At 76.7% G+C, this 13989-nt stretch carries 13 protein-coding genes; 7 read left to right on the forward strand and 6 right to left on the reverse strand.

Annotation, left to right across the window (positions count from 1 at the left end; genetic code table 11):
• Position 1 precedes the first annotated feature (1 nt).
• The 4 genes from A2CP1_RS08525 to A2CP1_RS08540 form a co-directional block, all read right to left on the reverse strand.
• On the reverse strand, positions 2 to 1504 hold the full coding sequence (locus tag A2CP1_RS08525; protein ID WP_012632968.1) for a tripartite tricarboxylate transporter permease: 1503 nt from the start codon (positions 1502 to 1504) through the stop codon (positions 2 to 4).
• A 7-nt stretch (positions 1505 to 1511) separates the two neighbouring features.
• Positions 1512 to 1964, reverse strand: a complete 453-nt coding sequence (locus A2CP1_RS08530) for a tripartite tricarboxylate transporter TctB family protein (protein ID WP_232288401.1) — start codon at positions 1962 to 1964, stop codon at positions 1512 to 1514.
• Positions 1965 to 2327: 363 nt separating this feature from the next.
• Entirely contained in the window at positions 2328 to 2600 is a 273-nt protein-coding gene (locus tag A2CP1_RS08535) for a DUF2277 domain-containing protein (protein WP_041450657.1), read from the reverse strand.
• A gap of 7 nt (positions 2601 to 2607) precedes the next feature.
• A complete protein-coding gene (locus A2CP1_RS08540) occupies positions 2608 to 3402 on the reverse strand; it encodes a hypothetical protein (RefSeq protein ID WP_012632971.1) in 795 nt (264 codons plus the stop codon).
• A gap of 268 nt (positions 3403 to 3670) precedes the next feature.
• On the opposite strand from A2CP1_RS08540, the gene A2CP1_RS08545 reads away from it, so the two are divergent.
• Positions 3671 to 5173: a CoA-acylating methylmalonate-semialdehyde dehydrogenase gene (locus A2CP1_RS08545; protein WP_012632972.1), complete on the forward strand. Its 1503-nt coding sequence runs from the start codon at positions 3671 to 3673 to the stop codon at positions 5171 to 5173.
• Positions 5174 to 5190: 17 nt separating this feature from the next.
• On the opposite strand, the gene A2CP1_RS08550 is transcribed toward A2CP1_RS08545, so the two are convergent.
• Both A2CP1_RS08550 and A2CP1_RS08555 read right to left on the reverse strand, forming a co-directional pair.
• Positions 5191 to 5481 carry a DoxX family protein gene (locus A2CP1_RS08550; RefSeq protein ID WP_245530018.1) on the reverse strand — a complete coding sequence of 97 codons (291 nt, stop codon included), beginning with the start codon at positions 5479 to 5481 and terminating at the stop codon, positions 5191 to 5193.
• Between the two features lie 201 nt (positions 5482 to 5682).
• Positions 5683 to 6471, reverse strand: a complete 789-nt coding sequence (locus tag A2CP1_RS08555; protein ID WP_012632973.1) for an MBL fold metallo-hydrolase — start codon at positions 6469 to 6471, stop codon at positions 5683 to 5685.
• Positions 6472 to 6559: 88 nt separating this feature from the next.
• Here A2CP1_RS08555 and A2CP1_RS08560 point away from each other — a divergent pair, with 88 nt between their 5' ends.
• The 6 genes from A2CP1_RS08560 (at position 6560) to A2CP1_RS08585 (ending at position 13989) form a co-directional block, all read left to right on the forward strand.
• Entirely contained in the window at positions 6560 to 7468 is a 909-nt protein-coding gene (locus A2CP1_RS08560) for a LysR family transcriptional regulator (protein ID WP_012632974.1), read from the forward strand.
• A 38-nt stretch (positions 7469 to 7506) separates the two neighbouring features.
• A complete protein-coding gene (locus A2CP1_RS08565) occupies positions 7507 to 8358 on the forward strand; it encodes a hypothetical protein (protein WP_012632975.1) in 852 nt (283 codons plus the stop codon).
• A gap of 297 nt (positions 8359 to 8655) precedes the next feature.
• Positions 8656 to 9939 (forward strand): two-component system sensor histidine kinase NtrB, encoded by a 1284-nt coding sequence (locus A2CP1_RS08570; protein WP_245530019.1) that lies wholly within the window; start codon positions 8656 to 8658, stop codon positions 9937 to 9939.
• Complete coding sequence (locus A2CP1_RS08575) at positions 9914 to 11305, forward strand: sigma-54-dependent transcriptional regulator (protein WP_012632977.1); 1392 nt, start codon at positions 9914 to 9916, stop codon at positions 11303 to 11305. Before A2CP1_RS08570 ends, A2CP1_RS08575 begins: the two co-directional genes overlap by 26 nt.
• 178 nt (positions 11306 to 11483) lie before the next feature.
• Entirely contained in the window at positions 11484 to 12806 is a 1323-nt protein-coding gene (locus A2CP1_RS08580) for a TolC family protein (RefSeq protein ID WP_012632978.1), read from the forward strand.
• Positions 12807 to 12855: 49 nt separating this feature from the next.
• Positions 12856 to 13989 (forward strand): efflux RND transporter periplasmic adaptor subunit, encoded by a 1134-nt coding sequence (locus A2CP1_RS08585; RefSeq protein ID WP_012632979.1) that lies wholly within the window; start codon positions 12856 to 12858, stop codon positions 13987 to 13989.

A 13989-nucleotide genomic window follows, 5' to 3' on the forward strand; every position in this document is an offset into this window, starting at 1 on the left:
CTCATTCGACGAACACCTCCTTGCGGCGCGTGCGCACCGCGGGCAGCACTGCGAGGACCAGCACGACGAGGGCGAGCGCGAGGAAGGCCGCGCTGATGGGACGCTGCACGAACGCGGCGGCGCTGCCGCGCGAGATGGCGAGCGCGCGCCGCAGGTTCTCCTCCATGAGGCGGCCGAGCACGAAGCCGAGCAGCAGCGGCGCGGTCTCGAGGTCGAGCCGCACGAACGCGTAGCCGGCGAGCGCGAACGCGGCGGTGAGGAGCACGTCGGCGGCGGAGTTGTTCACCGAGTAGATCCCGATGCAGGAGAAGACCAGGATCGCGGGGAACATGAGCCGGTAGGGCACCTTCAGGAACCGGACCCACACGCCCACCAGCGGCAGGTTGATGACGAGCAGCATCAGGTTCCCGATCCACATGCTGGCGATGACGCCCCAGAAAAGCTGCGGGCTGCGCGTCATCACCAGCGGGCCGGGCACGATGCCGTGGATGGTCATGGCGCCGACCATGAGCGCCATCACCGCGTTGGGCGGGATGCCCAGCGAGAGCAGCGGGATGAAGGACGTCTGCGCCCCGGCGTTGTTGGCCGACTCCGGGCCGGCGACGCCCTCGATGGCGCCGCGGCCGAAGCGGCGCGGGTCGCGGGCGAGCCGCTTCTCCACCGCGTAGGACGCGAACGGCCCGAGCACCGCGCCGTTGCCGGGAAGGATCCCGAGGATCGCGCCGAGGAGGCTGCCGCGGACGATCGGCAGCGCCGAGCGCCGGAGGTCCTCGCCGCTCGGCAGCAGCCGGCCGATGGGCCGCCGCACCACGTCGCGCTGCTCGGTGAGGTCGAGGTTGCGCAGCACCTCGGCGAACCCGAACACGCCCATGGCCAGCACCGCGAAGTCGATGCCGTCGGCGAGCGGCGACCAGCCGAACGTCATGCGCTCGGCGCCGGTCTCGAGATCGGTGCCCACCGTGGAGAGCAGCAGGCCGAGCAGGATCATCACCAGCGCGCGCGGCACCGAGCCGCGCGCGAGCACCACGGCGAACGCCAGGCCCGCCAGCATGAGCGAGAAGTACTCGGCCGGCCCGAACAGGAGCGCCACGCGCGTGAGCGGCGCGGCGAGCGCGGCCACCACCAGCGTGGCGACGCACCCGGCGAAGAACGAGCCGATGGCGGCGATGCCGAGCGCGGCCCCGGCGCGCCCCTGCTTCGCCATCTCGTGCCCGTCGAGCGTGGTGACCACCGCGGTGACCTCGCCCGGGATGTTCACCAGGATGGCGGTGGTCGAGCCGCCGTACTGCGCGCCGTAGTAGATGCCGGCGAGCAGGATGATCGCGCCGGTGGGCTCCACGCCGTAGGTGATGGGCAGGAGCATGGTGATGGTGGCGATGGGGCCGACGCCGGGGAGCACGCCCACCAGCGTGCCGATGAGGCAGCCCACCAGCGCCAGCCCGAGGTTCTGGAGCGTGAACGCGACCGAGAAGCCGAGCGCGAGGTGCGAGAGCAGGTCGCCCATGCCGGCCCTAGAGGCGGAACCCTGGGAGGATGAGCACCGGGATGGGCAGCCCGAGCGCGAAGCGGAACAGCCCGGCGCAGGCGACGGTGGTCACCACCGCGAAGATGGCCAGCTCCTTCCAGCGCACCTCCGGCGAGGCCGCGCCGCCGAGCAGCATCACCAGCGGCCCCGCCAGCGCGAGCCCGACCGTGCGGATGGTGAGCGCGAACGCGATCACCGCGAGCGAGATGAACACCGGGCCGCGCAGCGACCAGCGGCCGATCGGCTCCCCGTCCTTCAGGAACGCGGCGGCGATCAGCGCCAGGCCGGCGAGGCCCAGGATGGCCGCGACGGCGCGGGGGAGCATGCCGGGGCCCATGGCGCGCAGCCGGCCCGGGTCCAGGTCGCCGGTCGCGAGCAGGGCCACCGCCGCGATGCCGGCGACGAGCACGCCGGCCGCGAGATCGCGCGGCGCGCGCACGTGCGGGCCTCGGCGGGCGGGAGCGGGGTGCTCCGTGTCCTCTTCCAAGCGGCCTCCGGTGCCGCGGCCCGAGGCGAGCGAAGGGCCGGACGGCGAGCAGGGGGTAAACGGATGGTTCGATGATGCTGAACGGCGCGGCCGGGCGCGCCGTCCCGCGTGGGGCCCGCGAACGCACGACGCCTGCGACGCAGCGGGTCATGGCGCGGCCGCGCCGGTCGTGCAGGCCGGGGGCGGCGAGCGGGCCACTTCGAAGGCGACCCGCAGGACGCCGCTCACCCGGTTCAGCACCCGGGGCCCCCAGGCTCACCGGGCTGCGCCCGCGGCGCGAGCGCGGCCCACACCGCCCCGATCCGGGGGCTCGGATCACGGAGCGTGGAAGCGGCGCGCGGCGCGGGCGCGCGCCTTCTCGCGCTCGCCCTCGCGCGTGCGGACGGCGGTGCGCGCGCGCAGGGCGCCGAGCAGCCGGCGCGTGGACGCGGCCACCTCGTCCACCGCCCGGCCGAACGCCTCCGCGTCCGCGGCCGCGGGCTCCCGCACCCCGCTCACCTTGCGCACGTACTGCAGCGCGGCGTCGCGGATCTCGCCGTCGGTGGTGGGCGGGTCGAAGTTGTGGAGGACGCGGATGTTGCGGCACATGCCGCGGTCATAGGGCGCGGCCGCCGGCGCGGCCACCCCTGCGCGGGCGCGCGGGGAGGGTAGGGGTCGTGGCCTGCGCCCTGGCCCGGGCAGCCTCCGCGGCGGCGCTCGCCGCCTCGGCTTCGGCCCGGGCCGCCTGCATGGCGCGCTGCGCCCGCTCCACCTCCTGCGCCGCGCGGCGCAGGCGCTCGGCCGCCCGCTTCCGCGCACGCTCCAGCCGCTCCGCCTCGGCCCAGGCGCGCCGACGCTCGCGCTCGCGGCGCGCCGCCTCGGCCCGCGCGCGCTGCCCGGCGCGGTCCTGCTCGCGCGCATCCCGGGACCGCCCGCGAGGCGGCGGCTCCGGCGCGGCGCCCGCCTGCGGCGCGAGCCCGCCCAGCAGCGCCAGGCCACCCGCCTCGGGCAGCCGCTCCAGCACGCCGGCCCGCAGCGCGGCCCGCTCGGCCGGCGCGGCGGTCGCTGCCGCCCGCAGCCCGCGCTCCACCGGCCCGAGCTGCGCCGCCGCGGCCCCGCGTCCCGCGGCGTCCGCGATGGCCCGGACCGCCCCGAGCGCCTCGGCGATCGCGTCGTGCAGCGCCGCCGCCGCCTCCCGCAGCGCGCCGCCGTCGCCGCGCACCGCGCGCGCCTGCGCCTGCCGGAGCCCGTCGCCCGCCTCGAGCACCGCCGCGAGCGCCTCGGGCCGCTCGCGGGCGAGCGCGTTCAGGAGCCAGGCCGCGAGCGGCGGGCGCCGCAGCCGGCGGACCCGGGCGGCCTCCGGGCTGCGCTCGCCGTCGAGCTCGCGCGCCAGCGCGTCGCGGCGGGCCACGAAGTCGGCGGGCGGTGCGGCGAACAGGGCGCGGACGCGCGCGTCGGGGCCCGCGGCAGCTTCGATCGGTCGGGATCTGGTGCGTCGGGAGGCCACGGCCGGCGCCGGGGCGCCTGCGCCAAACGTGGGGCCGACGACGTCGCGCCGGCACGGCCGCGGGGCTCGGCGCCCCATCCGGCGGGCGGGGCCGGGACGACGTCGAGCGCGGGAGCGGGCATCATTACCGCGTGGCATGCGGCCCCACTCGCCGCCCTCGGAGGGACCTCCCGTGACCGCTCCCCTGCTCGACCTCTGGATCGCCGGCCGGCGCACCGCCCCCCGCAGCGCCCGCACCGGCGAGGTGTTCGACCCTGCCACGGGCGAGGTGGTCCGGCGCGTGCCGCTCGCCGGCGCCGACGACGTCGCCGCCGCGGTCGCGGCGGCGAAGGCCGCGTTCCCGGCGTGGCGCGACACGCCCCCGCTCCGGCGCGCCCGCGTGCTGGCGCGCTTCCGCGAGCTGCTGGAGGCGAACCGCGACGCGCTCGCGGCGCTGGTGTCGGAGGAGCACGGCAAGACGCTGGCGGACGCGGGCGGCTCGGTGCAGCGCGGCATCGAGGTGGTGGAGTTCGTGTGCGGGGCGCCCCACCTGCTGAAGGGCGAGCGCGCCGAGGACGCGGGGCGCGGCATCGACGTGCACTCCACGCTGCAGCCGCTCGGCGTCTGCGCCGGCATCACCCCGTTCAACTTCCCGGCGATGGTCCCGCTGTGGATGTTCCCGGTGGCGATCGCGTGCGGGAACGCGTTCGTGCTGAAGCCCTCGGAGAAGGTCCCCTCCACCAGCCTGCGGATGGCGGAGCTGTTCCACGAGGCGGGGCTGCCGGAGGGCGTGCTGAACGTGGTGCCCGGGGACGCCGAGGCGGTGGACGCGCTCCTTGCCCACCCGGACGTGGCGGCGGTCTCGTTCGTGGGCTCGACGCCGGTGGCGCGCCACGTCTACGAGACCGCGGCGAGGCACGGCAAGCGGGTGCAGGCGCTCGGCGGCGCGAAGAACCACGCGGTGGTGCTGCCCGACGCCGACCTCGGCTTCGCCGCCGACGCGCTCGCGGGCGCGGCGTACGGCTCCGCGGGCGAGCGGTGCATGGCCATCTCGGCGGTGGTCGCCGTGGGGGAGGCGGCCGATCCGCTGGTGGAGGCGCTGGCGGAGCGCGCGCGGCGGTTGCCGGTCGGGCCCGGGACGGCGCCGGGCGTCGAGATGGGGCCGGTGATCACCGCGGCGCACCGCGACCGGATCCGCGGGTTCATCGACGCCGGCGTGCGGGAGGGCGCGCGGCTGGTGGTGGACGGGCGCGCGCGGGAGGTGCCGGGCGGCGGGCGCGGCTTCTTCGTGGGCCCGACGCTGTTCGACCGCGTCACCCCGGAGATGTCGATCCACCGCGAGGAGATCTTCGGGCCGGTGCTGGTGGTGCTGCGCGCCGCGAGCCTCGACGAGGCGCTCGCGCTGGTGAACCGCAACCCGTACGGCAACGGCACGGCCATCTTCACCCGCTCCGGCGCCGCCGCGCAGCGCTACGCGCGCGACGTGGAGGTCGGGATGGTGGGGGTGAACGTGCCCATCCCCGTGCCCATGGCGTTCTTCTCCTTCGGCGGCTGGAAGGCGTCCCTGTTCGGCGACCTCCACGTGCACGGGCCGGAGGGGATCGCGTTCTACACGCGGAGCAAGGTCGTCACGAGCCGCTGGCCCGCCGGCGCCGGCGAGGCGCGCGGGCACTTCGCCATGCCGACGCACGCGTAGCCGCGGCCGCGTGCACCTCAGGGCGCGTCCTTCCCGCGCAGCCCGTCCAGGCTGAAGCGGCCCGGCCCGGCGGCGGCGAGGTAGAGGAACACGAACGCGAACAGCGCCGCGGGCGTGCCCTGGTTCAGCACCGGCCAGAAGCCCTGCGGCGCGTGCCCGTAGAAGTAGGCGACCGCCATCTCGCCGGAGAGCAGGAACGCGACCGGCCGGCTGAACAGCCCCACCAGCAGGAGCGCGCCCCCGAACGCCTCGATGGCGCCGGCGATCCCGGCGAGCGACGCGAGCGGCGCGGTGCCGCCGCCGGGCATGACGGGGCCGGGGGAACGCGAACAGCTTCGCGGTCCCGAACTGCAGGAACAGGAACGCGGCGACGATCCTGAGCACGCCGAGCAGGTGCGGGGCCCAGGAGCGAGCCCGGGGCGCGAGGTCGGGGTAGTCCATGGCTGCCTCCTTCGCCGGGAGAGGTAGCCGCGGCGCGCGCGCCGTTCCGTGGAATCCGCCGGGCGCGGTCAGGCCCCGGGCGCCGGCACCGCGATCTCGGCCGTCTGCCCGCGCGCCAGCGGCACGAGACGCGCCTGCTGCCCCAGCGCCGCGAACGAGCGCTCCAGGTCGGAGGCGGACTCGGTGAAGTGCGCCCAGCCCTCGTTGTGCACCGCCACCAGCGCCGCGCCGGGGAACGCGCGCGCGGTCTCGAGCGCGTCGTTGACGCTCATGGTGAGGTGGAAGGGGCCGCGGGTGCGGGCCGCGCCGGTGAACATGAGCACCACCGCCGGCCGGAAGCGGCGCGCCACCTCCGCCACGCCCTCGTAGAACACCGTGTCGCCGGTCACGTAGACGAGGTCGCGCCCCTCCGGCTCGCTCACCACGAAGCCGGTCACCTCGCCCGAGAGCGGCTCGATGCCGGGCGGCCCGTGGCGCGCCGGCGTGGCGGTCACGAGCAGCGCGCCGGGGCCGGCGGCGAGGAGGCGCCGCTCCCACGGCGCCAGCCCCTCGGTGCCCGGCAGCCGGCCCGCGGCCTCGCGGGTGGTGAGGACCCGCCGGGCGCCGCGCAGGAAGGCCCGCCCGGCCGGGTCGAGGTTGTCGGCGTGCTGGTCGTGGCTGAGCAGCACCGCGTCCACCGCGCCCACGGCGTCGGCGGCGAGCGCGGGGCCGGTGCGCTTGGTGAGCGTGACGGCGCCGCCCGACGACGGATAGCTGCCGGGCGCGTCGAACGTGGGATCCGTGACGAGGCGCAGGCCGCCCACCTCGAGGAGCACGGTGGGACCGCCCACCAGCGTGATGCGAACCGTCCGGGACATGAGGACCTCCGGGGCGGGCTCCGGGGATCGGAGGGGCCGCGCCGCACGCCGGAACCTGCCCCGCCGGCGCCTGTGCGACAATGCGCAGATGCGCACCATCGCTGATCGACATCGCACAGCCACGCTCGACTGGGAGGACGTCCGCTGCTTCGCGGCGCTGGCGCGGACGGGGAGCCTCTCCGGCGCGGGCCGCGCGCTCGGCGTGAACCACGCCACGGTGGCACGGCGGGTGGCCGCGCTGGAGCGGGCCCTCGGGCGGCGGCTGCTGGAGCGGCGCCCGGACGGCGTCCGCCTGACCGCCGCCGGCGCGGCCGCGCTGGAGCGCGCCCGGGACATGGAGCGCGCGGCCACGTCGCTGGCGGCGGACCGCGGGGCGGCGGAGGCGGCCGCGGTGGTCCGCGTCACCGCCACCCGGCCCGTGATCGACGCGTTCCTCCTGCCCCGGCTCGCCCGCGTCCAGGAGCGCCTGCGCGGCTGCGAGCTGGAGCTCATCGGCGAGTCGCGCGCGCTCAGCCTCGCGCGGCACGAGGCCGACCTCGCCGTCCGGCTCGGCTCGCCGCGCGGCGAGGACCTGGTGGGCCGCCGCATCGCGACGTTCGCGTACGGCCTCTACGCCGCGCCGGCCGTGGCCCGCGCCATCGCCGGCGGCGCGCGGCCGCGCTGGATCGGCTTCGACGAGGGGAGCGCGCACCTGCCGGAGGCGGTGTGGCTCGCCGAGGCGCACCCGGAGGAGCGGCCGTCCTTTCGCACCAACGGCTTCGGCTCGCAGCAGCTGGCCGCCCGCGCGGGCCTGGGGCTCGCGCTGCTGCCCTGCTACATGGGGGATCCCGATCCCGCGCTGCGCCGCGTCGAGGGGCCGGTCCCGCCGCCGCGGCCGGTGTGGCTGCTGCGCCGCGCCACGTCGCGCGGCGATCCGGCCATCGGGGCGGTGGCGGCGGCGCTGACGCGGCTGTTCACCGGGGCCCGGGCGCTGTTCGCCGGTGACGCCACCGGGTGAGGCGGCGCCCGCCGCGCCGGCCGGCGTACAATCCCCGCATGCGCGAGCGCCCCGGCGCCCGGGAGCTGGAGGCGGCCGCCGCGGCCCGGCCCCCGCGGGCGGGCCGCGCGCGCGCCCCCGCATCGGAGCCGCTCGCGATGCTGGTCCGCCGCGGCCTCGACCCGCGGCTGTCCCGCCCCGACCTGCCGTTCGACCCCGCCCTGCCGGCGCCCGCGCTCGACGCCATCGCCGCGCGCCTCGGGCACTACGCGTTCCGGCTGTTCCTGCGCGGCGCCATCCTCGCGCCGGCCGGCTTCCTGCCGTCGGAGGCCACCCGCTACGTGGACGCGGCGCGCGCCCGCGCCATGGCCGAGGACTGCGTGGCGCTCGGCCTGGCCGAGCGGCGCCCGCGGGGACGCTACCGCCTCCTGCGGCGGGCGCGGTCGTTCGGCGGGACGCTGGAGTGGTGGGTGGCGCGCGAGCTGTCCTCGCGGCTGGGCCTCCAGGTGGCGACCGGCGTGCGGAGCGGCGCGCCGGGCGTCGGCGGGGACCTCGACGTCGTCGCCGCCGCGGAGGGCAGGCTCGTCTACCTCGAGCTGAAGTCCGGGCCGCCCAAGCACCTCATGCCCGCCGAGGCCGACGCGTTCGTGCGGCGGCTGCGCGCGCTCCGGCCCGACGTCGCCCTGTTCGCGATCGACACCGCGCTCCGCCTCGGCGACAAGGTCCTGCCGCTGCTCGGCCGCGCGCTGGTGGGCCCCGGCGGCGCGGCGCCCGAGCCTCGGCGGGTGGTGCGCGACACCTGGGCCCTCGGACCGCATCTGTACGTCGCCAGCGCGAAGGAGGATCTCATCGAGAACCTCTCTCGCGCGCTCGCGGAGGGGCTGCGCGCGCTCGCGCCGGATCCGCCGTGAGCCCGCCGGAGCGCGCGGGGTCGGGAGGCGGCGAGCGATCGTGCGGGCGGCCCGCCGGGCGTCGCCGGGGCGACGGGACCTGCTCAAGGCTTGAGCAGGTTGTTGGAGTTCTGCGCGGCGAGGCGGAAACGGCCGTTGGTCACGTTCCGGGGCGAGCGCGTGCGTTCAGGGCCGGGTTAATCGAGCTGGGCCATGGTCAGAGTCCTCTCCGCCGGCCCGGATCTTGCCTTTCGCTCCGGGGACGTGGTCGCCCCTCCGCGCACACACCCGCTGGTCGCCTCCGCGCCGCCCTGCCCGATGACGGCGGCCGCGCCGTCGCGGGAGCGCGCCGACCGGTGGCCGCGCCGGGAGGACCTGTTCGCGATCGCCTACTACCTCGCGGCGGCGGGGGTGCTCGCGTGGGCGGGCTACGCGCCCTGGAGGATCGGCGTGGTGCTGGCGGGCGGCGCCGTGCAGCAGGTGGGCGTGCGCGGCTGCCGGCGGGGCGACGCCAGCCGGTGCGTGAACGCGACCTTCGACCGGATCGCCCTCTACGTCGTCCTGGGACAGGCGTCGTTCTTCCTGACGACCGCGCTCGCGGCGGCGGTGACCGGCGGCGAGCAGAGCCCGCTCATCCTCCCGTTCCTCGGGTCGTACTTCGTGGCGGTCTCGGTGGTGGGGGACCGCGTCGCCACGCGCGGGCTGCTCGCCGCGACGGCGCTCGGCGGCGCCGTGCTGGCGCTCCTGCCGGACGCGGTCGCCGGTCCGGAGCTGCCCGCGCTCCAGCGCGGCGTGCTCACGGTGGTGAGCGTGCTCGGCGTCGGCGCGCTGCTCGCGCCGGCGCACGCGGAGACGCGGCGCAAGCGCGACCAGGTGGCCCGCGCCCGCGCCGAGATGGTGTCCGACGCGCTCAGCCGGGCGCAGGGGCTGGAGCAGGTCGGCGCCAAGGTGGCGCACGAGCTGAAGAACCCGCTCACCGGCGTGAAGGCGCTCGTCCAGCTCGGGCTGCGCAGCCCGGCGGAGGCGGCCTCGCACGAGCGGCTCGAGGTGGTGGACCGCGAGGTCACGCGGATGCAGGAGATCATCCAGAACTACCTCTCGTTCAACCGGCCGCTCCAGTCGGTCAACCCGCGGCAGGTGGCGCTCGGGCCGCTCGTCTCCGACACGCTGCTGGTCCTCTCCGCCCGCGCCGACGAGGCGCGGGTGCGGCTCTACGCGCGCGGCGACGCGTCGCTCGAGGCGGACCCGCGCCGCCTGAAGGAGGCGCTGCTGAACCTGGTGGCGAACGCGATCGAGGCGACGCCGGCCGGCGGCGAGGTGGTGGTGGAGGCGCGCGAGCTGTCCGGGGACGACATCGAGCTGGTGGTGCGGGACACCGGGCGCGGGATGCCGCCGGAGACGCTCCGGCGCATCGGCACCCCGTTCTTCACCACCCGCGACGACGGCACCGGGCTGGGCGTGGTGCTGGCGCGGGCGGTGATCGTGCAGCACGGTGGTACCCTGCGCTACGAGAGCGAGCCGGGGAGCGGGACGAAGGTGCTCGTCACGTTGCCGCGCGCCGCGAAGAGGAGCGGGGATGTCGCGCGTGCTGCTGGTGGATGACGAGCCGTCGGTCCGCGCCGCGCTCAAGGAGCTGGTGCAGGGCCGCGGCTGGGAGCCGGTGCTCGCGTGCTCGGCCTCGGAGGCGCTGGAGCAGCTCGAGCGCGCCGACGTGCTGGTGACCGACTTCTCCATGCCGGAGATGGACGGTCTCGCGCTGCTCCAGGCGGTGCGCGAGCGCGACGAGTGGCTGCCGGTCATCCTGCTCACCGCGCACGGCTCGGAGCGCCTGGCGGTGCGCGCCATGAAGGCGGGCGCGTACGAGTACGTGCCGAAGCCGTTCGACGTGGACGAGCTGGCGCTGGCCATCGGCCGCGCGCTGGAGGCGCGGCTCCTGCGCCAGCGCAACCGCCAGCTCACGGTGGAGCACGCCATCGGCCGGCGGCTGGTGTTCGAGTCCGCGAACATGCGCCAGGTGCTGGCCGCCACCGCCCGGGTGGCGGCGCGCGAGATCACCGTGCTGGTGTGCGGCGAGACCGGCACCGGCAAGGAGCTCATCGGGACGCTGCTCCACGCGCTCAGCAAGCGGGCCGCCGGGCCGCTCGTCCGGTTCAACTGCAGCGCCATCCCGGCCGAGCTGGCGGAGGCGGAGCTGTTCGGCCACGTGCGCGGCGCGTTCACCGGCGCCGTGCAGGCGCGGCCCGGGTTCTTCGCGCAGGCCGACGGCGGGACGCTGGTGCTCGACGAGGTCGGCGAGCTGCCGCTCGGGATCCAGGCGAAGCTGCTCCGGGCGCTGCAGGAGGGCGAGATCCAGCCGGTCGGCTCGGGCCGGGTGGAGCGGGTGGACGTGCGGATCGTCGCGTGCACGCACCGCGACCTGCGCGCCGACGTGCAGGCGGGGAGGTTCCGCGAGGACCTGTACTACCGGCTGGCGGTGGTGGAGCTGACCGTCCCGCCGCTCCGGGATCGCCGCGAGGACATCCCGGCGCTGGCCCACGAGTTCGCGCTGCGCTACGCCGAGCGCTTCGGGTCGGAGGACGTGCGGCTCGCGCCGGCCCTGATCGAGCGGCTGGTCGAGGCGGACTGGCCCGGCAACGTGCGGCAGCTCGAGAACGTGGTGGCGCGGATGGTGGCCCTGAGCGGCGGGGGCGAGATCGGCCCCGACGCGTTCGAGGCGACCAGCGTCCCGGCGGACCGGCCGGCCGCCGTCGCGCGCGGCGGCGAGGAGACGCGCACGCTCCGCGAGCAGCTCGACGAGCTGGAGCGGGCCGTCATCGCGCGGACCATGGCCGCCGTCCGCGGGAACCAGTCCGAGGCGGCGCGGCGGCTCGGCATCAGCCGGAACACGCTCACCGAGCGGCTGCGGCGCTACGAGCTCGTCACCGACGCCGTCGAGGGCGCGGCGGCGACCGCCGGCGCCGTCCGCTGAGCGCCGGATCGCGCCCGCATACCCGAACGCGGTGCTCAAGGGTTGAGCGGCCCCGTCGGACCTCGGTACGGCGGCGGCGCGGGGGCGCCGCGCCGGGGCACGCGCCGTCCAGCGGAGTCCTTGCGTTTCGCGCGTGGCGTGAGCGCTGGCGCGACCGGTGCAAGGTCGCCGGCGAACCATGTCGAGCCTCCATCTTCGAATCCTCAAGTTCGGTCTCGCGGCGGCGGTCCTCACGCTCGCCGGACGGGCGAGCGCGCTGCAGCCGCTCGAGTCCTTCCTGCGCGGCGCGCGCGACGCCAGCCCCGACAACGCCGAGGCGCGCGCGGCCCGCGCGCAGGCGTCGGCCGGTACGCAGGCGGCCCTGGGCCGGGCGCTGCCCGGCGTGTCGCTGCTCGGGACCTACACCCGCAACCAGTACGAGACCCGCATCCCGAGCGCGACCGGGCCGGTGGTCCTCACGCCGCGCGACCAGCTCGACGGCTACGCGACCATCCACGTGCCGCTGGTCGACCTCGCCACCTTCGCGCGCATCGGCGCGGCGCGCGCCGCCTCCGGCGCCGCCGCCGAGCAGCAGGACGCCACCGAGCTGCGCGTGCAGTCGCTCGTGTCGCGCGAGTACCACCAGCTCGTGGCCAGCCAGGCGCTGGTCCAGGCCTCGCGGCGCGCGCTGGACGTCTCGCGGGCCGGCCTGCGGATCGCGGAGGCGCGGCACGGGGCGGGCTCCACCGCGCTGCTCGACGTGGACCGGGCCCGCGCCGAGGTGGAGCGCAACGTCCAGCAGGTCGCGACCGCCGAGCTGCAGGTGTCGCTCGCCGCGCGCGCGCTCCGGTCGCTGAGCGGGATGGAGCCCGAGCTGGAGGGGGAGGTCGCGCTCGGCGACGACCTGCACGAGGAGGCGCCCATCGAGTCGTTCCAGGCGCGCGACGAGGACGTCCCGGCCATCGCGGCGGCGGTGCGCGCGCGCGTGGCCGAGGAGCGGGAGGCCTGGGCGCGGCGGCTGGTGCTGGTGCCGAGCCTCTCGGCGAGCGCCACCGAGCACGCGACGGACTACACCGGCCTGGCGGGCCACGAGCGGACCTGGCAGGCGGTCGTGTCGCTGAGCTGGTCGTTCGACCTCACCACGCTCGCGAACATGCGCGCGCAGGACGCCGTCGCGGACGGCGCCCGGGCGCGCGAGGAGCGGGCGCGGCTCGCGGCGCACGACGACGTCCACAGCGCGTGGATGACCGTCCGCACCGACATCGCGCGCAGCCGGTCGGCGCGCGTGCAGGCCGAGGTGAGCCAGCGCGCCGCCGGCCTGGCGCTGGAGCGCTACCAGGCGGGCGCGGCCGACCAGCTCGACCTGCTCCAGGCGCAGCGCGACGCGTTCAACGCCGACGCCGCCCGCATCCAGGCGGACGCCGAGGTGTCCGACGCGCGGGCGCAGCTCCGGCTCGCGGCCGGCCGGAACCTCCTCGACGCGCGGGAGCCCCCGCCGGCCTCCCCGCAGGCTTCCCCATGACGGGGCGTCACGCCCTGACCTTCACACTCGTCTTCCAGCAGGAGCGCACATGAAGAGCAAGAAGCAGTGGGCAGTGTTCGCGGTGGGCCTGGTGGTGGTGCTCGCCATCCTGGTCGGGGTCAAGGCCGGGCAGATCGTCACCATGGTGCGCGCCGGCGAGGCGTTCGTGCCGCCCCCGGAGTCGGTCACGTCGGCGAAGGTCGAGGCGACCGAGTGGGAGGCCTCCCGGGCCGCGGTCGGCTCGCTGGTGGCGGTGCAGGGCGTGACGCTCGCGGCCGAGCTGCCCGGCACCGTGCGGCAGATCGCGTTCGAGTCCGGGAGCAACGTGCGCCGCGGCCAGGTGCTGGTCCGGTTCGACACCTCCGCCGAGGAGGCGCAGCTCGCCGCGGCCACCGCCGACGCGGCGCTCGCGAAGGTCAACCTGGAGCGCGCCCAGCGGCTGCGGCAGGGCGAGGCGAACGCGCAGGCCGACCTCGACGCGGCCGACGCCAAGGCGAAGCAGGCCGACGCGACCGTCCGCAACCTCCAGGCGATCATCGCCAAGAAGACCATCCGCGCGCCGTTCGACGGCCGCATCTCCATCCGCCAGGTGGAGCTCGGCCAGGTGGTGTCGCCGGGCAGCCCCATCGCGTCGCTGCAGTCGGTGACGCCCATCCACGCGGACTTCTGGCTGCCGCAGCAGGCGCTGGTGGACCTCGCGGCGGGGCAGAAGGTGCGGCTGCGGACGGACACGTTCCCGCGCGCCGACTGGACCGGCGAGATCACCACCGTGAACCCCGAGGTGGACCCGGTCACCCGCAACGTGCGGGTGCGCGCCACCTTCCCGAACAAGGACGGGCGGCTCCGCCCCGGCATGTTCGTGAACGTGGCGGTGCTGTCGGCGGACAAGCACAAGGTCCTCGCCATCCCCGCCACCGCGGTGATGTTCGCCCCCTACGGCGACTCGGTCTACGTGATCGAGCAGAAGAAGGACGCGAACGGCAAGCCGACGCTGGTGGCCCGCCAGCAGTTCGTCCGCACCGGCGAGCGGCGCGGCGACCTGGTGGCGGTGCTGGACGGTCTCAAGGGCGGGGAGACCGTGGTCAGCAGCGGCGTCTTCAAGCTGCGCAACGGCGCCGCGGTGGCGGTGAACGACTCGCTGGCGCCGCGCGCGCAGCTCGCGCCGAAGCCGACGGAGAACTGA

This window comes from Anaeromyxobacter dehalogenans 2CP-1 (assembly GCF_000022145.1).
Taxonomy (GTDB): Bacteria; Myxococcota; Myxococcia; order Myxococcales; family Anaeromyxobacteraceae; genus Anaeromyxobacter; species Anaeromyxobacter dehalogenans.

Bases quoted from the DNA above. Each gene is read 5' to 3' on its own strand.
- A2CP1_RS08565 (WP_012632975.1), top strand. From the start codon at position 7,507: ATGCGCGAGCGCCCCGGCGCCCGGGAGCTGGAGGCGGCCGCCGCGGCC.
- A2CP1_RS08550 (WP_245530018.1), bottom strand. From the start codon at position 5,481: ATGCCCGGCGGCGGCACCGCGCCGCTCGCGTCGCTCGCCGGGATCGCC.
- A2CP1_RS08585 (WP_012632979.1), top strand. From the start codon at position 12,856: ATGAAGAGCAAGAAGCAGTGGGCAGTGTTCGCGGTGGGCCTGGTGGTG.
- A2CP1_RS08535 (WP_041450657.1), bottom strand. From the start codon at position 2,600: ATGTGCCGCAACATCCGCGTCCTCCACAACTTCGACCCGCCCACCACC.
- A2CP1_RS08560 (WP_012632974.1), top strand. From the start codon at position 6,560: ATGCGCACCATCGCTGATCGACATCGCACAGCCACGCTCGACTGGGAG.
- A2CP1_RS08525 (WP_012632968.1), bottom strand. From the start codon at position 1,504: ATGGGCGACCTGCTCTCGCACCTCGCGCTCGGCTTCTCGGTCGCGTTC.
- A2CP1_RS08575 (WP_012632977.1), top strand. From the start codon at position 9,914: ATGTCGCGCGTGCTGCTGGTGGATGACGAGCCGTCGGTCCGCGCCGCG.
- A2CP1_RS08555 (WP_012632973.1), bottom strand. From the start codon at position 6,471: ATGTCCCGGACGGTTCGCATCACGCTGGTGGGCGGTCCCACCGTGCTC.
- A2CP1_RS08580 (WP_012632978.1), top strand. From the start codon at position 11,484: ATGTCGAGCCTCCATCTTCGAATCCTCAAGTTCGGTCTCGCGGCGGCG.
- A2CP1_RS08570 (WP_245530019.1), top strand. From the start codon at position 8,656: ATGACGGCGGCCGCGCCGTCGCGGGAGCGCGCCGACCGGTGGCCGCGC.